Genomic DNA, 20,648 nt, shown 5'->3' with positions numbered 1-20,648 from the left:
TTATAAAATTTCAAGGATTTTATTTATAAATGCGCAGTTTTTTTCCATGTCTTCTTTTAGTTTCCATGGCGGATTCATTATAAACATTCCGCTTCCGTAAAGATGAGAGCCTGATTCTGCCTTTGTTTCTTCTGGATTTTTTGTAAGTAGCTCAACTTTAAAGCTTTCGCAAGGAGTTGTTCCTAGTTTACAGAAGTCTTCAAGTTCTGTTAAAAGCTGGGAAGTTTCATTTTTTCTGCGCAGCAAAAGCGGATACCAAAGCGCAATGATTGCCGTGTTCCATTTTTTTCTTACGGTTTTTAATGCCTCACAGACTTTTTTGTAGTCATCTGCATCTTCGTAGCTTGGATCGCATAGGACAAGTCCGCGTTTTATTAGTGGCGGTGTAAGCGCGCAAAGCGCATGGTAGCTGTCTTCGTTGTGAATTACAACTTTGCAGTTTTTCATGTTGCTTTTTAAAGATTCAATCGCTTGCGGATGTTTTTCGACAAAATGGAGGCTGTCTTTTTCCCTTGAATAAAGCCGTTCAAGTTCCGGGCTTCCTGCGTATTTTTTTTCTTCAAGATAAGAAGATTCTCGTTCTATGTATTCTTTTAGTCCGTGCGGAAATTCCTGCGAAGTCCGTTTGTAGAATCTGTATATTTTTTCTATTCCGTCTTTTGCTTCGTTTGTCTTTAAAAGGCGTTCGTCATCAAGGCTGAAAATTCCGGCTCCCGAATGGCTGTCGATTATTGTAAAAGGCTTTTCTTTTTTGCAAAGAGAATCCAAAATAAGGCAAAGGCAAGTGTGCTTTAAAACGTCTGCAAGATTTCCGGCGTGATATTCGTGCTGATAGCTTAGCATTTTTCAATTTCCTTTATCCAAAGCTGTGCGCTTGCGTCGCTAGGCATTCTCCAGTCTCCTCTTGGCGAAAGATTTACTGTTCCAACTTTTGCTCCGTCTGGCATACAGCTTCTTTTGAACTGCTGGCTGAAAAATCTTTTGTAGAAATTCTTGAGCCATTTTAAGATGATTTCTTTTGTGTATATTGTTTTTGTTGCCTTGTCTTCTTTTCCAAGAAATGCTTTTTGCGCAAGAAAATAAATTTTCCGTGGAGAAAATCCCCAGCGTAAAACATAGTAAAGGAAAAAATCATGAAGTTCGTAAGGACCTACAATTTCTTCTGTCTTTTGGCTTATTTTTCCTTCTGCAGGCGGAAGAAGCTCCGGGCTTACAGGAGTTGCAAGAATGTCATTTAGAACGTCAGAAAGATTTTTGTTTCCTTTTTCAAGTGCCTCGTCAGCAAACCATGCAACAAGATGGCGGACTAAAGTTTTTGGAATGCTTGAATTTACTCCGTACATGCTCATCTGATCTCCGTTGTAAGTGCACCAGCCAAGGGCAAGCTCGCTTAAATCTCCAGTTCCGATTACAATCCCGTTGCACTTGTTTGCAAAATCCATAAGAACTTGAGTGCGTTCACGCGCCTGGCAATTTTCGTAAGTTACATCGTGCGTGTTTATGTCCTGGCCTATATCTTTAAAATGCTGAATCACAGCGTCTTTGATATTTATTTCTTTTAAGGTTGTTCCCATTTCCTTTGCAAGCAAGCAGGCATTGTTGAATGTTCTGTCTGTTGTTCCGAAAGCGGGCATTGTTATGGAAAAAATTTTTTCTCTTGAAATGTTGCACTTGTCAAAAGCTCTTGCGCATACTAAAAGTGCTAAAGTTGAATCCAGTCCGCCGCTAAGTCCTATGACCGCTCCCTGCGCATGAATGTGCCTTAGCCGTTTTGCAAGTCCTTCCGACTGCATTTCAATTATTGAAAAACATCTTTCTTTTCTTTTTTGAATATCAGAAGGAACAAATGGATGAAGCGCGATTTTTTCATAAAGCTGCTCGTCTATGTTTTCTGCAAAATGTTCCTGCTGAAGTCCGCTTACAAAAATTGTCTTGTATTCAGATTTTGCAAAGCTTGTGCTTCTTGAAAATGTTGTGGATTTTATTCTGTCTTGTGTGAGTTTTTCCAAATCGATGTCTGCTATAAGAAAATCCTGCGTGTTTTCAAAAAGAGCGGATTCGGCTTTTATTGCGCCGTTTGCTGCGATAATGCTGTGCCCGCTGAAAATCATGTCGGTGGAACTTTCGTCGTGGCTTGCGTTTGCGTAAATGTACGCGCTTACTGTTTTTGCGGAATGACCTGCCACAAGCATCCGCCTGTATTCTGCTTTTCCTGCAACTTCATTGCTTGCGCTCAAATTTGCAATTATCGTAGCTCCGTTTAAAGCATGCCTTGTTGAAGGTGAAAACGGAACCCACAAATCTTCACAAAGTTCCGCGGAAATTTTTATGGAGGAATCATTTTCGTCCTGAATAAAAATGTCTGTGCCAAACGGAATGTCTTCCAAGCCTTTGCAAAGTGAAATTTGTTTTACTGTGTTTTCTGAAAATGAAGTGAACCATCGGCTTTCATAGAATTCAGAATAATTTGGAATAAAAGATTTTGGGATTAAAGCAAGAACTTTTCCTTTGTAAACAAAAGCTGCGCAGTTGAATCGCTCCGAATCCAGTTCAACAGGAAGTCCTACGCAAAAAAGAACATTGCAGTTTTTTGTTTCCGCGCAAATATTTTTCAAGGCAAGGTAGCATTCTTCCTGAAGCATTTTTTGTGCGAATAAATCGGCGCAAGTGTAGGCGCAAATAGAAAGCTCTGGGAACACGAGAAGTTTTATTTTTTTGTCCTGGGCTTTTTTTACAAGTTCAATTATCTGCTTAGAGTTGAAGTCGCAGTCCGCCACAGACAGCGAAGGTGAAACGCTTGCAACTCTGAAAAATCCGTAGTTCATAAATCGATTATACGAATTATCAGCAGAAAATTCAATTTTTTTATGTATAGCAGGCTAGAATGTCGTCCTGGCTGTTTTTAAGAAGCTCTATTACATCTGGTCGGAACGCGTCTTTGTCTTCCATAATTGTGTTCATTGCCATATTGAATTCGGCTGCGCTTATTTCTTCCGCGGAAAAAAAGTTTATGCAGAATTCTATTGCGATTGCGCACATCTGGGTATAGATATTGTTGATGCTGCTTTTGAGTCCGTGAGGCATTCCTCTTCCATCGTAGCGTTCGTGGTGATGCATGCAGATGTCGGAACAGACTTTTACAAAGTAGGCGACACTCGGCGAGCTGTTTACGCCCACAAAATCCGCTCCTGCAATTGTGTGTGTTTCTGGAATGTCATCGATTTCTGACTGGGAATAGACTTTGAATTTTTCGTGGCTTACAATCATTCTGCCTATGTCATAAAAATATGCCGCGCGGCTGATTATTTCAATTCCTTCCGGCGTAAGATCTTTTGGAGCTTTTGTCGCAAAATAATTTTCAAGCATGATATGCACAATTTCGCTTACGTGGATGTAAAGGTCATCGTTCTTTTTTTCACCTTTAAGATAAGTAAGATAAACACGGCGGAGCTTGTCTGCGTAAAGAATTGTCGCCTTGAGCTCATTGTCTGAAACTGTTCCTTTTAGCATTGAAGCGGCAAGAACTTTTTTTGCGAATATCGATTTCAGTTTTGAAAGAATCTGTTCGCTGTCATAAGGCTTTTTGAAAAATCCCGACGCTCCAAAATTTGCGGCTCTTATAATGTTGTCTTTTTTTGCTTCTGAAGAAATGAGCAGAATCACCATTCCCGAGTGCCTTGACTTGTCGAGTAGACTGAGAACTTCAAATCCGCTTAGTCCAGGCATATTTATATCAATAATAAGTCCGTCTATTTTTAACGCCGGATTGTTTAGAATATCAAGCGCCGCATATCCTGAATCTGCTTCAATTACATTGTAGAAACTTGCCAGTATGTTTTTTAAAACCGCTCTGTCAATTTCAGAATCATCAACTATTAAAATCGTTGTCATCTCTTGCTCCAGTTGTTGAATATCAAAAATCACTGAAACTGAATTTTTAAATATTTCAATTCAATTATATCATATCATTTTGAAATGTAAAGAAATAAACTTTTTAGATTTTATGCCGTTATCGGGCTTGACCTGATAATCTGCTTTGCCTTGACATCTGGTGTGTATTTTTTTAAAATACTGAAAAAATTTCGCGTTTATTTTTGGAAATCTATATGCTTGAAAAAATGAGAAACATTGGCATCATGGCTCATATTGATGCTGGAAAAACAACCACAACAGAAAGAATTCTTTATTACTCTGGAAAAATTCATAAAATCGGTGAAATTGATGACGGCGCGGCTACAATGGATTTTATGAAGCAGGAACAGGAGCGTGGAATCACAATCGCTTCGGCTGCAATCACAACAGAATGGAAAGGCTACAAGATAAACATTATTGACACTCCGGGCCACGTTGATTTTACTGCGGAAGTTGAGCGGTCTTTGCGTGTTCTGGACGGAGCTGTTGCCGTTATTTGCGCAGTTGGATGGGTTCAGCCGCAAACTGAAACTGTCTGGAAGCAGGCTGATGAATTCCATGTTCCGCGTATTTGTTTTGTAAACAAGATGGACAGAGTCGGCGCGGACTTTTTTGGCGCAATGGAAGATGTCCGTAAAAAATTCGGCTGCGAGCCTGTTGCTCTTGAAATTCCTATGGGAAGCGGGCAGGACTTTGAAGGCGTTATAGATCTTTTAAAAATGAAAGAAATCCGCTGGGATGCAGAAACTGAAGGCGAAAAATTTACAGAATCAGAAATCAGCGATGAATATAAAGAACTTGCCCAGGAATGGCGCGAAAAGCTTGTTGATGTAGTCGCTTCAAATGATGAAGAGCTTACAGATCTTTACATAGAAGGCAAAGAAATTTCTGTTGAGCAGCTTGTGTCTGCGTTGCGCAAAGCTACAATTAACAGAACTCTAGTTCCGTTTCTTTGCGGTTCAAGCCGGCATAATCAGGGTGTTCAGCCTCTTATTGATGCGATTGTCGCTTATCTTCCTTCTCCAGATGAAGTTCCTCCTGCTGAAGGAATCCACGTAAAGAAAAATGAAGAGGAAAAAATTCTTGTAAAATGCGATCCAGATTCAAAGACTCCTGCTGGCCTTGTGTTTAAAATTCAGTATGACCGCGAGGCAGGAATTCTTTGCTTTGTGAGAATGTACTCTGGAAAAATTTCAACAGGAACTCAAGTTTATAACGTGGGAAAAAAGAAGCGCGAGCGTGTAAATAGAATTCTCCGTGTGAATGCGAACAGAATGGAACAGATGGACAGTGTAAGCGCAGGCGACATTGCTGTTTTTGTTGGACTGAAATTTGCGCAGACTGGAGATACTTTGGGAAGTGAAGGAATGCCTGTTCTTCTTGAAAGCGTAAAATTTCCGGAGCCGGTTATTTCAATTGCGATTGAGCCTGAAACAATGGGCGACCGTGCAAAGCTTCAGGAAACTCTTGAAATTCTTAGCCGTGAAGATCCTACGTTTACTTTCCGTGATGATGAAGAAACCGGGCAGCTTGTTATTTCTGGAATGGGTGAGCTTCACCTTGATGTTCTTGTTACGAGAATCAGAGACGACTTTAAAGTTCAGTGCAGAGTTGGTTCTCCGCAGGTTACTTACAGAGAGTCAATTTCTACTGCCGCCGATTATAAAGAAGAGTTCAGCAAAGTTCTTGCCGGAAAAGAAAATGCGGCTTGCCTTGCAATTCATATTGAGCCAAGAGAAACTGGAGCCGGAAATTCTTATACTTGCGCAGTGCATGACAATTCAATTCCAAAGGAAATTTATGAAGCGATTGAACAGAGCATTGAAAGCTGCTTTGCTTCTGGAATACGGATGGGCTATCCTTGCACAGACATCGCGGTTTCTGTAACTGATATAAAATACGATGAGCTTACAGCCTCTACTTTTGCATTTGAAGCCGCCGCCGCCGAAGCGTTTGACAAAGCGTGTGAGTCTGCAACTCCTGAACTGCTTGAGCCTGTAATGGAAGTTGACATTGAATGTCCTTCTGAATTTGTTGGAGACGCAATGAGCCAGATTACTCAGCGTGGTGGAATGATTGTTAGCATGGATGAAAAATCAGGTGAAAATGTAATTCATGCAAAAGCTCCAATGGCAAAAATGTTCGGCTTTTCAACAAACCTTCGCTCTGTAACACAAGGAAGAGCAAGCTTCGGAATGGTGTTCAGCCACTTCCAAGTAAAGGCGTAAATTCTTGGAGGACGCTTGAGCAAGATTGTTTACTGCGTTACTGCTTTGGCGGAAACATCTCCTCAGGCTGTTCCTCTTGGCGCTGCTTGCATTGCTTCCGCTGTAAAAAACAGTCCGCTTACAAAAAATATTTTTGAAGTCCGCTTGGCTTCTTTTTCTCTGGAAGGCGGAAGTTCCTCTAAGATTGAATCTGAAATTTTTTCCTGCGCTGAAAATCTTTTTGCGGTCTGCTTTAGTGTTTTTGTGTGGAATAGAACGCAGCTTGAAAGTTTGGCGCGAAAGATAAAAGAAAAATTTCCTTCTGCCATTCTTATTGCTGGCGGTCCTGAAGTTACAGCGTCTCCGCTTTCGTTTAAAAATTTTGACTGGACTGTTTGCGGCGAGGGTGAAGAATCTGTGCCGTTGCTTATAAATAAACTTTTTAATTCTGAAAACAAAAACGAAAACTTTGAAATTCAAGGCGTATATAAAAAAGGAGAAAACAAAAATTCCTTATGCCGAAGTTTGCCTCCGTCATTGCAAAGTTTGTCTTCACCGTGGCTTGATGGAACTTTAAATCCTTCTGATTATTGCGGAGCGTTGTGGGAACTTGCCCGTGGCTGTCCATTTAAATGCTCGTACTGCTATGAAAGCAAAGGTGAAAAAAAAGTTCAGTATTTTTCAATGGAACGCATAGAACGTGAACTTGAATTTTTTGCTGAAAAAAAAGTGCCGCAAGTCTTTGTTCTTGATCCGACTTACAATGCGAATAAAAAACGCGCGCTGGAAATTCTTCAGCTTATAAAAAGAAAATCTCCCGGAACATTTTTTAGCTTTGAAGCCCGCGCGGAATTTATTGACAGGGAACTTGCCCAGGCGTTTGCTTCTATTCCATGCAGCCTTCAGTTTGGACTTCAAAGCATGCATAAAGAAGTTCTTGCGTTAGTGAATCGCAGCTTTGATAAAAAAACATTTGTAAAGAACATCGGCATTTTAAATAGGGAAGGCGTTGTCTTTGGATTCGATTTGATTTTCGGACTTCCGGGCGACAGTTTTTCTGGGTTCAAGCAAAGCGTGGATTTTGCGCTTTCTCTTTATCCGAACAACCTTGAGCTTTTTTGCCTTAGCGTTTTGCCTGGAACTGATTTGCATGACAAAGCCGCGTCTTTGGGTCTTGAGTGGCAGCAAGTTCCGCCTTACAATGTTTTAAAAACAAAAACTTTTTCATCTCAAGACATAGACAAAGCCAGAAAATTTTCTTTTGCCGCCGATATTTTTTACAACAAAGGCAGAGCCGTTCCTTGGTTCAATTTGATTTTGTTTCCGCTTCATGTAAAGCCTTCTGTTTTTCTTGAAAATTTTTCGCGCTTTTTAGAACTGAAAAAAAATACGGATTTTTCATTTTCAGAAATTCAAAAGCTTCAGCTTGAATTTATTTTGTCGCAATACAAAAATCGTCATCTTGAAAAAATGATTCCGTTTGTTTCTGACATAATTGTTTTGAATAATGCGTTGAGCCTTTTTACTGCGGAAGGAAAAGAGTCTTGTATTGAGCTTCATTATCATCCTGACGATTTGATGAGCGGCTACGATGTTGCGTTTTTATCTGAAAACTGCGGAAAGTTTAAAAATCGAACAAAAGTTTTCGGCGGAAAAAACGGCGCGGACTGGAAAGTTATAAAATAAAAATGCCTTTATTTTTTATGTTTGAAATTGATTTAAAATAAAAAAAGACACTTGAAAATCAAGTGCCTTCTACTGAGCTACTCGTGATTCGAACACGAGACCCACGCCTTAAAAGTTTTAAGCGTGTAGCTCATAAAAAATAACTCTGCCTATCGTTTACGAATTAAGTACTTGTATCTTAATGTATTATTTGGTCTTAGTCAAACTGAATGGTTTTGAGTATCACCCATTAGTATGGGTTTACTATCCAATTCACTGTCCAATTCGCTATTCCAAATACTGTTCGTTAATTGCCGTTCGCTCCAGCCGTACTTCGTACCGCTTCCGCTCTCTACATTTTTCTTGTTTCCAGTAAACGCTCTTTCCCAAAAAGGTAGCAAACAGAGTGTTCTCTCATTCCGCTTCACTTCGTTTCACTCCATTCGTTCACACACTGTTTGCATTTACTAGCGGGCTCGCAAGGTGGCCTTTGTGAAAGCGGCGCAAGAAGCAATACAAGCACAGTCAGCTGCAGTCGCTCCAGGAGTGGCAGAAGAAAAGCGAAGAAGCAAAGCATCTGCCACACCTTCCGCTTTGTGCATCTGCCTGTTTCCGCAGGTGAGCCCATCGTTGCAGTAAGCACTCTTTTTGTAGAAGCCGCCAAATCTCTTCCTCGCGCTGTAAACTGGTCGTGAAAAAATAAAGTGCAGTCCGCGGGTTTCGCAACTTAAAACGGTGGGCACGCAAAAGTTTTCCCCCTTCCCCCCTGCCGCGGGGCACCCCCCCACAACCCCCTTCCAAAAAATATAGAATGCTATATACCGCTCTCGGGGGGATTAAGGGGGAAACCTTTTGCTCAGCATTGCAGCTGTCCCACCGTTTTAAGATGCTCAGTTGGTCTTACAATGGCGGCTTTTTTTTGGGAACTATCTTTGTGTGGGAAAAATGGTTGCCTCAATCGCACAGGGGACAAGCCCCTGCACTCAATCGGCAAGGCGGCAACGTCCGTGTTGCCGCCCCTTACCACGTTGAGTTTCTCTTCCAAAATGAATATGCCTCTTACACAGGTCGCTCTGGTCGCACGTCCTTGTGCTCCCGCCGCTCAGTGGGCCGAGGATTCTTCCAGCTCCAGAAGCAGACTTGCCAAAAGTTATGGCCGCTTAGCGCCCTTGAGTTTGAAGCAAGACTGCTTCTTCCGAGTTCCTCTTCCAAAATTAAAATGTCTCGTACAGTTCGCCTTCGGCGGACAACGTGATTTCCGTTCGCCAATCAATTCACCGAAAGCTCCGTTCAGACAGCTTTCAAAAGTTGCGGATGCTTCGCAACCGCTTTAGTTTGAAAAGCAGTCTTCACTCCGAACTGATTCTGCCTGATGTCGCCGCTGTCGCGGCGACGCGATGATTTTTAATTTCGCGGGGGGAGCGCGCGCAGCAGTCTTGAAAAACTTGCAAAAAGTTTTAATCTGATAACGTTCAATCAAAACAACGCATAGTTGTTTATATCCGTATTTTTAGATTATATATCTATACTCTTATTAATATTTATCTTTTTTCTTTAGTAAAGCGTTGCTAAAGAAATTTAAAAAATAAAGGCAAATCAAAACCACTCAAAAATATTTCAAGCAAAGTCAAACAAACTCAAACACAACAACGCTTTTGCAACGCATACGCTTTTTAACGCGTTGCAAACAACGCATTATTTTCAATCCACCGCAAGGACTGCTTTCTGATATTTATTCTTGGCAACGCATAAAAGGCGAAGCCTATCGGGGGCACGGGGGAAAAGCAAAAAAAATCAAACACCAGCCGCTTTAGCTAATCCTCTTATTTCATTTCTCCATCTTTCTACAAATTCAGCTGGGGCTATAGGTCTTGCATTTACACCCTGTGCAAGAACCCATTCAAGAACCTTTGTAGATTGAGAAGACGTAAATTTTATTGTAGTTGTATGTTCTTCTTCTATTTCAGAAAATTCCTGATCATCTGCCCATACACAGTCTTTTACAAATTGTCGTGCATCATCATAAAAATCAATTTCATAGTGAACTTTTTTTGCTTCCTTAAAAGCTCCAAATCTTCCTCCGCCACAGCGTGAAGCAAATTCAAAATTTTCTGGTAATTCAAAAGAACGTCCTGTATTTTCCAGATTTTTCATTCGGGAAAGATTGAATAATCTCTCTCCTCCTTTGCAATCATCAGCATTTTCGTCATAACCAAAGACAAAATACATTCCATCCTGTAAAAGTACTTGATAAGGTCGAAGCATTCTGTGTGTAGTTGAGGTATTCCATCGTCCATTATAATCAAACTTCAAAATAGTATTTCTCTGCAAACATTCCATTACCGTTTTCCAGACAAGTTCATTTACTAAAACTTTTGGAAGTGGTGGCATTGCAACTCTTTTTAGGAAATCTGCTTTTCCAATCCCCTGTGAATCAGAAAGAAAATCAATAATATTTGAAATCTCATTAAAAATTGGACTTCCTTCATATTGCGATAAAAGCTGTTTCGCAAGAGAAAGTGAAATAATGTCTTTAGTGGAAATCATATTCAAAGGCATGCCAAAATCTGAGGCATAATAATATCCTCTTTGTGCAGCATCATACTGAATATCTGCACCAAAACGGTCTCTTAGAAATTGAATATCTCTGCTTATTGTAGGTAATGATACTTCGTTATCAAAAGCCAGCTGCTGTGAATTAGGATAACACCCCGATTTGATTTTTGCGTGAATCTTTGAGAGTCTCTCCAGCATTAAATGATTATCGATATGTCTTTTTTCCGTAGCCATAAGTATTCCTCCTGATTTCAAACTTAATCATATATATTATAATACTATAGATCTATCATATAGTGATAGACCTATGTTTAAAATTCAAATCCAATGTGTTTTGCACATTCGGGAGTTTCTATTTTTTCCGATTTACACATTTCGTGAATTTCTGAGATTTCCGGACGTTCGCCTGTAATTATTTCATTCATTGCAATTTTTCGTACAATGTTATCTATCTGACCACCAGAAAAATCGTAGGTTTTTGCAAATATTTTTGCATCCTGTTCTTCTATCCAGGAAAGTTTATTCATCCAGATTAAAGTCTTTGCTTCTGTCGATGGATTTTCAAACTTAATTTTGAATAAAAAGCGTCGTTCAAAGGCTGGATCCAGGTTCGAAACTAGATTTGTTGTTGCTATAAATATACCTTTAACATTTTCAAGTTCTTCCAAGAGTATGTTTTGAATTGCATTTTCGGTTTGCGCACAATTTCCAGAAGTATCGTTCTTGCGTTTTGAAATAATGGCATCAGCTTCATTGAATAAAAGAATTGGTATTTTCTCATTTTTCCTTTCTGCAATCTCGCAGGCATTCTTATAGTTGATAAAAATCTTTTTGATACGCTTTTCGCTTTCACCGAACCAGGCAGACTTTGCCTCGCTTATATCTACGTGAACAATATCTCGTCCTGTTTCTTTAGCAATTTGCATTACAGATTCCGTCTTTCCTGTTCCTGGAGCACCGTAAAGCAAGACTGCAATTCCTACAGGCAGACCATCATCCATTAATCTCTTTTGTATTTGTTTTAATTTATCTTCCTTCAGGGCATTTTTGAGTCGGTCGATTTCTTTCTGGTTTTCTTCACTATAGAAGAGTATTTTTTCTTTGATGTAGTCTTTTTTAATCAGATTTTTCTCATTGATTGAGTCCTCGAACAGAAAGGCTTTTTCACCAAGAACAAGTTTTCGACCTTTATCAGAGAGAGTGATACATGCATCAGACAGATTACCTTTTTTACAGAATTCAATAAGGCCCTTCTGTAATAATATGTGCTCTTCCTCCATCATTTCTGTTGCAACTAAATAACGTGTTTCACCATCGAACAAATCTGAGAGTGTTTCATTTAGACTTGAATCACCTCCTTTTAGAACATCATTTGCAACATCATAAAGGATAAATCGGTTATTGCAATCCTCTATTTCTTTTATTAAACGCTGAATCATTGGAAGAGTTTGATGCTGTATTTCATATCTGGCTAATTCTCGTTGATTTGTGTAATCAGATATACCCAAACTTCTTCTGTTTTCATAACGCTCTGAGAACGTATTTAGAAAATCGATTTCATTCAGTTCATGTTTGGGTTGTGGTGTAAAAACTGTATTCGTATAAAGAGAATCTTTTAATTCTCTTACAGGTATGAAATCCCCTTCTGTTCCGTATAATTCAAGAAAACCTTTTTCAATAAGATTATCTATCTCCTTTTTCCAGGTCATAATTGACATAGCAGATACATCAATGTTATTTGCCAAACTACGTAAGGTAGAACTGTCTTCTCGTTCAACATAATGACTACAAGTTAGACTTATAATCCAGACTTGTACTTGCGATAGATTATACAATTCTTTGAGATTTTCCATTGAGTTTTTATATTTCTGTGTACATTTTGGTTTAAGTTTAGATTTATTAAGAGAGTCACACACGCAAGACATTGCCTTTGAAATATTCCATCTGACTATTGTTTCTTTCGTAGTAAAATCCTTCATAAAACAACCTCGATTATTGATTATTATAAATACATTAATAACACATCTGGTCTATCATATGCTGATATGGAAAGAATAAAAATTTTAATTATAAAAAAATCAAATGCTATTTTATTTTTTAATTTTTTATTAAAAACAAATATGTCTTATAGCCCTATGTCAGTTTTCCAACACTGAATCAAAATCATATCTTAAGTATGGTACTTCATATATATAGCGAGTTCTTTCTTTTCTACCAGAATTATTTTTTTCAATTATAATGTAATAATCAACAGCTGCGGTTTCTTCGAGATAATCTTTTTCTTTGTATAAAAAGATTATCATGTCAGATTTTTCTTTAATTAAACTTGATAATTCCTTAAAACAACGCATTGTAGGCTCTCCAAAGGAACGACTTATATTCATTGTTAGAAGAATTGGGATATTAAATTTTTCTGCAAGATTATTTATTGAATTCAGAAGTTTTGCTACTGCATTACGGTAATTATCATTTGTTTCATAAGAAGTTTTGCATTCCCAAAAAAAGGCATAATCTAAAATGTCAGATAAATTATAAAAGTCATCCACAATAATGAATTGTACATTGTTTTCTAAAACCATAGTTTTTATATATTCTTTCAATTTATTAAATGAAAGAACCTCATCATTCACAAAAAATGGACATTTATATATAGTTTCCATACAATCATTTATTCGTTGTTTTTCTTGTTGCTGTAAATGACCATTGGCTATTTTGCTGTAATTAACTCTAGCTTCTTGTGAAATAAATCTCCTAACTATTTGCTTTTTATTGTTTTCTCCACATGTAAATAAACCTACAGGAACATTCTTGTTTATTGAAAGTTCACGAACTAATGAAAGTGAGAAGTTAGTTTTTCCAGTATGACTTCCTAATATATTTAAACTATCTTTGCGAAAAGCCAGTTTTTCATTCACTGTTATAGAATCAGTCTGGTTAAACACATTTCTGTTAGATAAGTCATCAATAAATTGCGTCAGAAGTTCATTTATGCAACATATAGCATTCATATATTTCCTCTCTAATACGAAATTAAAGAATTCCATTCTTCCGATGTATATTCGCAATAATGAGTATCAATTTCAAAAACTGATTTTTCTTTTGGTATACAGAACAATTTTCTAACTTGCTGTAAATCTTTTTTCTTAATATTACTACCATGCAATATATGAAACTTATCTGTGTCTTTATGGTAAACGACACGTCCTCGTGGAATAGAAAAATATTCTTGCCTTAAAGATTCTGGTAAGAATGAAAGCTGTTCTTTTGATAATTCTTCCCAGTAATCTGCATGATCTTTTACACCTGTAATTGCATCTCCATAAATAAGACCTTCTGTTAATGAAACTGCATGAGAAAACATTACAAGACCATTATAGAACCAGAAAATTCCTACAAACGGTTCAGAAAATTTTAGATTTTCTTTAAATGCTTTTATAAAAGTATCTATTTTTGAATCTTCATAAAAGCAATCAACTTTTGTATTTATAAGATTTCTTACTAAATGATAACAGTAAACATACGAACAATTTACAATAGTTTGACCTTTTCGCCATTCTGGATGTTTAATTTGTTCGTTTTCTAAGAATTGAATAAATTTGTTTACAATTTCATTAGTCATTTAAAAACTGCTCCTTTGCTATTCTAAGAGTTAATCCAACTATAAAGATTGGTATAGTAAAAAGAATCAGATAACCAGTTGAAAGCATTACATACTGCCATAAGGCTTCCTGCCAGGTCAGTTTTAGTTCAATCATTCCTAATGAAAATCCACCTACAATTTCAATGACATACATAGCCATAAAAGCTACTATTGTTCCTGTATAATATTGAATAGCCCCATCCATGCTAGAAAAATAATCTACATTTTTGCGTACAGCCTCTTTTCTACAGTTTGCTTCTTCTTCAGTAATTAGATTAATATTATACAAATTATCAATATTGAAGAGTTTTGTATTCATTGCATCAAAACAATAACATGAACCAATTTTGGCATGCCTTGAAAGAAATAACTTACAAAAAAGTATAAGAGCTCCGCATAATAAAAGTGTAGTAAAAAATCCACAAACTATGTTTTCCCTGCAAATCCAAGTGCCTATAACTCTAACAATCGGAAGTTGGGATTCAATATCTTTTATAGTTAAAAATGTTCTGAGTGTTGAAATCATAATTCCACAGGTAAGAAGACAGAAACTAATTACAAATCTTGCATAGAATAATAATTTTTCATTTCCACAATTTGTTTTTAACCAGAATAAAAATATAGCAAGCATATAATCTAAAACTAGAAGGACTTCTATAACAAACATAGGCAGCGGAATAAAGATAAAAAATATACCTAGCATCAAAACAACAATAGGATAACAATCTCTTATCATTTTCAAAAATTTGTTCATAAAAGTCCTCCTCTTGTTTTTAATTATTTATAAAGTATCCATTACCCATTTCATTTCAGTTTTTCCTTCGATGAAATTTTCAATAATTGTATCAATATCATACTCGGTGTCTGTAAGAAAACCATATTCTCTATATGTAGGAGTGTTGTATATTAAAATTTCTAGAAAATCTGGAGCAGTTTCAATAAATAAAATTGAAGTGTAAACTTCATTACCTTTATATCCAGCAAGAATAGTTCCTTTTTTCCATAATCCATTTGGCCCTCTAAAACCACCAAAGTCAGTTTCATAAACAAGAATGCCTTCAGCATCGTTTTCTACATGTTTTGAAATCTTGCCGGAAGAATGCACATAGGCAGATCCATTTTTTTCTGCAAGTTTATATTTCATAAGTTTCTGAAACTGAGGTGAATAAACCTTTTCCTTAGGTGTAAGAACAGTCTGAGAAAATCCAAGCGAAACAATGCAAAGCGCCAACAAAATTGTAATATACTTCTTCATGTGAAGCCTCCTGATTTATTTGTTGAAAATAGATTAACATGGCTGGTCTATCATATCGTGAGGTTATGAAAAAGATTTTATAAAATTTTACAGAAACCTTTAGTAAGAAAAAGGTCTTGTGTAGTACAGTTTAGTTTTTCTGCAGCTAAAGAAAAAATTTTGCCACAAGTTTGGGAGTCTGCAAGAGCATTATGAGCATCGTATTCAATGCCAAATTGTTCAGCCAGATAAGTTAGTTTATGACATTTTAATTCTTTCCAGGCTTTTCGTGCAATCTGGAGCGTACAGGCGTAATTTATTTTTGGAATAGGCACCCTAAAATATTCACAGCATCCGCGGATTACGCCCATATCAAATTGAGCGTTGTGTGCTATAAAATATATGTTTTCGCTATCTGATTTTTTTATGAAAGGTTCAATAATTGTCTGCCAGACTTCAGGAAACTGTGGACTATGACGAACATCGCCATAGCTGATTCCATGAATATCTATAAAATCTGGTCTAAAATACATTTTAGCCGGTTTGATCAGAGAATAAACAGAATCATTTTCTTCTCCATCAACAAAACGGACAACACCAACCGAGCATGCGCTATTCTGATAATCATTAGCGGTTTCAAAATCAATTGCAAAATATTCCATTTGTTACCTCGTGTTTACAGAATAGCACAAGAGGTCTATCAGTCTGTGATAGTAATATAATTATTGTGATATACAGCCTCGTATATCATTTCAATATTATTTAGCATATCATCGTAACTAATTCTTGAAGGATGTTCCGTTGAGATAAAAATCGTATTTTGAAATTTTACTGGTTTACCTTTATATTCTAGATGTAATTCTGGATAAATCTTATTTATTAAATTACACCCATCCTTGCTTCCAATAACTAAAACATCAATTTGAGCTTCTTTTACAAAGTCACGATAAAACTGACAATAAAATGGATCCTTATATTGATTAACAATATAAAGTATATCTGCATTTGTAGAGCCTGTTTCATTACAAGTATAGCGGAAATTAAAATATAATGAGTTGTCAAATTCTTCCCAAAGTAAGTTATCTATTTCTTCAGATTTTTTGATTTTTCTAAATATATCACCTAATTCTTCAGGAGTATTTTCTTCATCATTATATAGAGCCTTACTTAGGAAATAATTAAATAAAAAAATTCTACCAGGAGTATTTGTATAAAACCAATTGTCATAAAGAATTTCTTTTGAAAGCAATTCATAGCCATTTAATGGTGTTTTTTCATCTTTCTTGTATGGTTCAAGATTACAAAATGCAATACGTTTTGCAGTCTCACTTTTATTCCAATAATGATCATCAGCAGGCGCATAATAAAATGCATTTTTAATACCAGTTTCTTCAAAATGCTCTAATAATGTTTGATTTAATTTTTCTAATGATTCTTTACTCATTTCAGTTACTCCTTGGTTTTACAGTGCAGGTGTGTGAAAACCTTTATATGCTCCATTTGGATGCCGTCCACAATGGCTACTTGTTAATGTTGCTATGGAACCTGTTTTTGTTCCACAATATTTGCAAATATATTGTGATTTTTCACTGCCTTCATAAAGCTTATGAAAACCTTTATTTGCGCCACTTGGATGTCTATAACAGTGTTCTGCTGTTAGCCCTCTGACTGATATAAACTTTCTGCCACAATATTCACAATAAAAATTTGACATAATTAGACCTACTTCTAAATAAACAGGACTCAGATAACTACTTACCTGAGCCCTGTTTCTATTACATTTGTTCCCAAACATGATTTCCAGAAGAAGTATCTGGACATTTGCCACCAGCTGTTGGTGATGGAATCAATGGTGCGTGAGTTCCTTTTGGTAAGCTACCGCCAGTTGCATAAGAACCTGGAGACCATTGTTTTCCACACTTTGTGCATATAAACTTTGCATGTTGATTACTTGGTATTGGTTTTCCGTAAGCCATATCTAAATCCTCCTATTGGCAATTAGTTACTTATATTATACACAGCAGGTCTATCAAATCTTGATGTAGTAAATTATTTATTTTCTAGATTTTTAAGAAACTCTTCAATATTGTTATTTATCTCATCTACAAATGCTGCTACAATTTCTTTCTTCTGATTTTCATTTGCTTTTGCAAAATCAAAATAGTTTTTGTTCTTTCCATAGAAATCTATATCGTATTTTGAATCAATATTTTTGGCTCCGATTCCCGGATTCCCAAATCCATTACGAGAGAAACTATCTGGAAGAGCATACAGATATTTGTCATTATCCGTTTTGTCTTTGCTTTCGACTTCAAAACCATAAACTGGAGTTGTCTGATAATCATAATTCAGATAAAAACAGATACGATTACTATTCTTGTTACTGATAATTAAACTAAACATAATATTATTCTGGTTTTCGAAATAATCTACAACTTCTTTTGTATTATCAGTTTCCTCACATTCATCTCCACAGTAGAAAATATAATCTAATTTATTTCGTTTTAGTTTTAATTCATCGATGAACAGATTCCACCATTTTTCATGAAGTCGTTTCATCGTTTCTGTATTTCTAATTTCTCCCTCAAAGAGTCCTGATTGTGCTAGAGTAATATAGAAGTAATCAGGATTAATAACTCCTGTGCTATTTCCGTACAAATCATTTCGCAGTAATTCAACAATAGCAAAAACTTTTTCTGAAAGATTTGCGTATTTTTTTGATTTAATCTCTGGATTTGATTTTTTTGTAATAATTCCTATTATTTCGCCAACATAAGCAGTAATCTTTTCAGCAACTTCTTTATCTGCATGCATCTGTAATAATCCAAGCTGATAGATTAATCTCTGCAATTCATCCTTATTATTATCAACCGTAATTTTCCCATCTTCAGTAATAACTTCAAGTTCTTTCAGGAAATTGTGATAGATTTCCTGTTTCTTTTCAAAGATACCGGAATCTTTTTCATGTTCCAACTCTTTATCTGTTTGAACACCAAGAAGAAGTAAAGTAACAATTGCTGTAATAATGGTTCCAAGTAAAGTTCCTGTAAGCTGAGCAAGAATGCCGGTTATTCCATAAACTTTAAAAAGTACAGATGTAATTAAAAATGCTACGGAAAAGATTATAATCAAGGCAACGCTTACATGATTTTTATTCTTAGTACGCATGTTTTTTCCTCTGATTTTTCATGTTTGTATCAAAGTACAATTTTAACACTGAACTCAGGATAAAACAACGAAAAGAATTATAGTTTCACTAAAGGAGGATTCCCATACGATACAATGGAACATATTTGTTTGTAGAATAATTTTCATATCCCCAGTCGCTATGCCAATGTCCAAAGAACCATTTTTTACAGACAACCATAGACTCAACTTTATCGTTGAAAACTACAGTTGTATCTCTTTTAAGTTCAGCAAGGTTTTCATTATTCTCATAATATGTATCTAAACTCGCAATTCCTTTTGTAGTTCCTGTATGGGAAAGAACATAATCAAACTTTGCTTCAGCTTTTTTGATTCTTTCTATGCATTTTAATCTTTCTTCATCAGACCATTCTTCCTGTGGCCACCAGCTTTCGTGAACTTTACGATGTGCTTTGTCATCACTTAGTGCTCCTCCAAGTACTAAGAAAGTTTTTCCTTCAATATTATAACTTTCGCCTCTTTTAAGATAAAAGATGTTTTCACTTACTTTAAGAACTGAAGAATCAAACATCTGAACTTTTGGCAATTTTTCGAGCATATCGTAATTATCATGATTCCCCATTACTGCTAGAATCCTAAAAGGTTTCTTTTTATACCAATCAAGAAGGTATTTATCTGTTTTATCCTTCGGATGAATTCCATCTGAATCTATAGAACAAGAACACCAAGGTAACCCAAAATCGCCAAGAACAATTACGTTTGTTATTTTGTTATAATCTACACCTTGTTCCATGCAACAAAGCTTCATAGTGCTAGAAGAGAGATTCGACATATCTGTTATATTATGCGTGTCACCAGTTATATAAATCATTTTGCATCCTTGTCATCATATATAATTTCACCAGTTCGGCAACAAAATCTTATCAACATATCACCACCTGTTCCATGTTCATTTTTCGCAACAATAAGTTTGGCAGTTTGCCACTTATCAGCATCTTTTACTCTGTCTCTATGTAAAAAAATTACTTTATCTGCAGTTCGAGGAATAATTAATTTATCTTCAAAAGATTTTATAGTTGGCTCGTCACAAAATGTGTCTTGCTTTATTGGAACTAGCAAGATAATTGGAATCTGCAATTTATTTGCTAGCGTTTTTAAGTTTTCCATCATGAAATAGATTTCATCATAATAGGGAGCCATTTGTTCTGCCCATTGCGCATTATTGCAAAAGCTTTTTGAAACTGCAATTTCATATAAATACTCAAAACCATCGATAAAAAGAATTTCTATTTTTTCTTTATTTAGCATTTCTGTGGCAATTGTTTCTATATCTTCGAATTTTGCATTTGGAATATCACTTAGAAAGATAGGAAGATTACAAAGTTTTGTAGTAGCATTTGCTATCAGTTCTGTATCATTTTCATTCAAGAGTCCAGTTCTTAACTTTGCAGGACTGATTTTTGACTCTAATGTTATTAAACGTAAAATCAAAGATTCTGAGTCAGGTATTCCAGATGTAATAAATCCAACAGGTTTATTTTGTTTTGCTGCAAAATCATATACCCAGTTTAATGCAAGTGCAGTTTTTCCAATTGAAGGTCTGGATGCTAAAATTATGAACTCTCCTTTTTCAAAATATAATTGTTTATTATCATATATAATTAGAGAATCATTAGGTGCTGTATTTTTATACTTTTTTCTAGATGATAAAAACCTATATAATAATTTGTCTAATTGTTCATAATTATATGAATGTTCATCAATATCCATTTTGTTCCTCTGTTTTTATTATAAACAAGAGGTCTATCAAATCGTGATGTTAATAATAAAATAACTTTATCATGTAAAAAAAGCTTCCAAACTCTCTCCAATTTGCCAAGTAGTAAGCCCCTCGCTATTGGGGAAAGCTTTTTGCAATAATCAATCAGCAAATTATAAATTGATCAATAATCTAATCCATACTAAAATATAAATACCTATCCAGATCGGCAGGTAGTGTTCAAGGTTTTCTGTAACTGCTGCTATCAATTACAGAAAATAGAACATTCAAGGCTCACCAATTTCGGTGAGCTTTTTTTTTTGAATCCCAAAACACCTTGTTTCTCATACCTGTTAATAAGCTGCTCCAGTTCCTTTTCAAACTCACACGCAGCAATGCCATCAGAAATATCAACAAACCCAATAAATCTGCAAGTTATTCTGTCTCCTGGATATTCATAACTTGTCTTAAACTCGCCACGACACATACCGTCAAATGCCTGTAAATCTTCAAAATGCATATTCTTAG

Annotated in this window: 18 protein-coding genes; 2 read left to right on the top strand and 16 right to left on the bottom strand. The window is 36.0% G+C overall.

Annotated elements, in window-relative coordinates:
• From rlmJ to Q0N70_RS00975, 3 genes are read right to left on the bottom strand one after another with little or no spacing between them, the layout of a single operon-like run.
• Complete coding sequence (rlmJ, locus tag Q0N70_RS00985; protein ID WP_294012453.1) at positions 1-843, bottom strand: 23S rRNA (adenine(2030)-N(6))-methyltransferase RlmJ; 843 nt, start codon at positions 841-843, stop codon at positions 1-3.
• Positions 837-2,825, bottom strand: a complete 1,989-nt coding sequence (locus Q0N70_RS00980) for an NAD(+) synthase (protein ID WP_294012450.1) — start codon at positions 2,823-2,825, stop codon at positions 837-839. Before Q0N70_RS00980 ends, rlmJ begins: the two co-directional genes overlap by 7 nt.
• A gap of 40 nt (positions 2,826-2,865) precedes the next feature.
• A complete protein-coding gene (locus tag Q0N70_RS00975) occupies positions 2,866-3,891 on the bottom strand; it encodes a response regulator (RefSeq protein ID WP_294012447.1) in 1,026 nt (341 codons plus the stop codon).
• Between the two features lie 215 nt (positions 3,892-4,106).
• Between Q0N70_RS00975 and fusA the strand changes: the two genes are divergently transcribed.
• Together fusA and Q0N70_RS00965 are read left to right on the top strand one after the other, a co-directional pair.
• The gene (fusA, locus tag Q0N70_RS00970) at positions 4,107-6,140 is read left to right on the top strand and encodes an elongation factor G (RefSeq protein WP_294012444.1); all 2,034 of its coding nucleotides are present in this window, start codon (positions 4,107-4,109) and stop codon (positions 6,138-6,140) included.
• A gap of 15 nt (positions 6,141-6,155) precedes the next feature.
• Entirely contained in the window at positions 6,156-7,805 is a 1,650-nt protein-coding gene (locus tag Q0N70_RS00965) for a radical SAM protein (RefSeq protein WP_294012441.1), read from the top strand.
• Positions 7,806-9,578: 1,773 nt separating this feature from the next.
• Here the strand turns inward: Q0N70_RS00965 and Q0N70_RS00960 are convergent.
• From Q0N70_RS00960 to Q0N70_RS00900, 13 genes are all read right to left on the bottom strand, one after another.
• Complete coding sequence (locus Q0N70_RS00960) at positions 9,579-10,574, bottom strand: WYL domain-containing protein (protein WP_294012438.1); 996 nt, start codon at positions 10,572-10,574, stop codon at positions 9,579-9,581.
• A gap of 77 nt (positions 10,575-10,651) precedes the next feature.
• On the bottom strand, positions 10,652-12,319 hold the full coding sequence (locus Q0N70_RS00955; RefSeq protein ID WP_294012433.1) for an ATP-binding protein: 1,668 nt from the start codon (positions 12,317-12,319) through the stop codon (positions 10,652-10,654).
• 159 nt (positions 12,320-12,478) lie between these two features.
• Positions 12,479-13,348: a DnaB-like helicase C-terminal domain-containing protein gene (locus Q0N70_RS00950; protein WP_294012430.1), complete on the bottom strand. Its 870-nt coding sequence runs from the start codon at positions 13,346-13,348 to the stop codon at positions 12,479-12,481.
• A gap of 11 nt (positions 13,349-13,359) precedes the next feature.
• Complete coding sequence (locus Q0N70_RS00945) at positions 13,360-13,959, bottom strand: hypothetical protein (RefSeq protein WP_294012427.1); 600 nt, start codon at positions 13,957-13,959, stop codon at positions 13,360-13,362.
• Positions 13,952-14,734 (bottom strand): FHIPEP family type III secretion protein, encoded by a 783-nt coding sequence (locus tag Q0N70_RS00940; RefSeq protein WP_294012424.1) that lies wholly within the window; start codon positions 14,732-14,734, stop codon positions 13,952-13,954. Before Q0N70_RS00940 ends, Q0N70_RS00945 begins: the two co-directional genes overlap by 8 nt.
• Positions 14,735-14,761: 27 nt before the next feature.
• Entirely contained in the window at positions 14,762-15,235 is a 474-nt protein-coding gene (locus Q0N70_RS00935) for a hypothetical protein (RefSeq protein WP_294012422.1), read from the bottom strand.
• A 77-nt stretch (positions 15,236-15,312) separates the two neighbouring features.
• Complete coding sequence (locus Q0N70_RS00930) at positions 15,313-15,876, bottom strand: 3'-5' exonuclease (protein WP_294012419.1); 564 nt, start codon at positions 15,874-15,876, stop codon at positions 15,313-15,315.
• A gap of 38 nt (positions 15,877-15,914) precedes the next feature.
• On the bottom strand, positions 15,915-16,658 hold the full coding sequence (locus Q0N70_RS00925) for a hypothetical protein (RefSeq protein ID WP_294012416.1): 744 nt from the start codon (positions 16,656-16,658) through the stop codon (positions 15,915-15,917).
• Positions 16,659-16,989: 331 nt separating this feature from the next.
• Positions 16,990-17,190, bottom strand: a complete 201-nt coding sequence (locus tag Q0N70_RS00920; protein WP_294012413.1) for a hypothetical protein — start codon at positions 17,188-17,190, stop codon at positions 16,990-16,992.
• 73 nt (positions 17,191-17,263) lie between these two features.
• Entirely contained in the window at positions 17,264-18,382 is a 1,119-nt protein-coding gene (locus tag Q0N70_RS00915) for a hypothetical protein (RefSeq protein WP_294012410.1), read from the bottom strand.
• An 88-nt stretch (positions 18,383-18,470) separates the two neighbouring features.
• Positions 18,471-19,232, bottom strand: a complete 762-nt coding sequence (locus tag Q0N70_RS00910; protein ID WP_294012407.1) for a metallophosphoesterase — start codon at positions 19,230-19,232, stop codon at positions 18,471-18,473.
• Positions 19,229-20,131, bottom strand: coding sequence for a DnaB-like helicase C-terminal domain-containing protein (locus Q0N70_RS00905; RefSeq protein WP_294012404.1), 903 nt, complete (start codon positions 20,129-20,131; stop codon positions 19,229-19,231). Before Q0N70_RS00905 ends, Q0N70_RS00910 begins: the two co-directional genes overlap by 4 nt.
• Positions 20,132-20,385: 254 nt before the next feature.
• Positions 20,386-20,640, bottom strand: a complete 255-nt coding sequence (locus Q0N70_RS00900) for a hypothetical protein (RefSeq protein ID WP_294012402.1) — start codon at positions 20,638-20,640, stop codon at positions 20,386-20,388.
• Positions 20,641-20,648: the final 8 nt, after the last annotated feature.

This window comes from uncultured Treponema sp. (assembly GCF_945873775.1).
GTDB lineage: Bacteria > Spirochaetota > Spirochaetia > Treponematales > Treponemataceae > Treponema_D.
This window is presented reverse-complemented; position numbering and strand designations above follow the sequence as displayed.

Coding starts and splice junctions, on each gene's coding strand:
- rlmJ (WP_294012453.1), bottom strand. CDS start 843: ATGCTAAGCTATCAGCACGAATATCACGCCGGAAATCTTGCAGACGTT.
- Q0N70_RS00980 (WP_294012450.1), bottom strand. CDS start 2,825: ATGAACTACGGATTTTTCAGAGTTGCAAGCGTTTCACCTTCGCTGTCT.
- Q0N70_RS00975 (WP_294012447.1), bottom strand. CDS start 3,891: ATGACAACGATTTTAATAGTTGATGATTCTGAAATTGACAGAGCGGTT.
- fusA (WP_294012444.1), top strand. CDS start 4,107: ATGCTTGAAAAAATGAGAAACATTGGCATCATGGCTCATATTGATGCT.
- Q0N70_RS00960 (WP_294012438.1), bottom strand. CDS start 10,574: ATGGCTACGGAAAAAAGACATATCGATAATCATTTAATGCTGGAGAGA.
- Q0N70_RS00955 (WP_294012433.1), bottom strand. CDS start 12,319: ATGAAGGATTTTACTACGAAAGAAACAATAGTCAGATGGAATATTTCA.
- Q0N70_RS00950 (WP_294012430.1), bottom strand. CDS start 13,348: ATGAATGCTATATGTTGCATAAATGAACTTCTGACGCAATTTATTGAT.
- Q0N70_RS00945 (WP_294012427.1), bottom strand. CDS start 13,959: ATGACTAATGAAATTGTAAACAAATTTATTCAATTCTTAGAAAACGAA.
- Q0N70_RS00940 (WP_294012424.1), bottom strand. CDS start 14,734: ATGAACAAATTTTTGAAAATGATAAGAGATTGTTATCCTATTGTTGTT.
- Q0N70_RS00935 (WP_294012422.1), bottom strand. CDS start 15,235: ATGAAGAAGTATATTACAATTTTGTTGGCGCTTTGCATTGTTTCGCTT.
- Q0N70_RS00930 (WP_294012419.1), bottom strand. CDS start 15,876: ATGGAATATTTTGCAATTGATTTTGAAACCGCTAATGATTATCAGAAT.
- Q0N70_RS00925 (WP_294012416.1), bottom strand. CDS start 16,658: ATGAGTAAAGAATCATTAGAAAAATTAAATCAAACATTATTAGAGCAT.
- Q0N70_RS00920 (WP_294012413.1), bottom strand. CDS start 17,190: ATGGCTTACGGAAAACCAATACCAAGTAATCAACATGCAAAGTTTATA.
- Q0N70_RS00915 (WP_294012410.1), bottom strand. CDS start 18,382: ATGCGTACTAAGAATAAAAATCATGTAAGCGTTGCCTTGATTATAATC.
- Q0N70_RS00910 (WP_294012407.1), bottom strand. CDS start 19,232: ATGATTTATATAACTGGTGACACGCATAATATAACAGATATGTCGAAT.
- Q0N70_RS00905 (WP_294012404.1), bottom strand. CDS start 20,131: ATGGATATTGATGAACATTCATATAATTATGAACAATTAGACAAATTA.
- Q0N70_RS00900 (WP_294012402.1), bottom strand. CDS start 20,640: ATGCATTTTGAAGATTTACAGGCATTTGACGGTATGTGTCGTGGCGAG.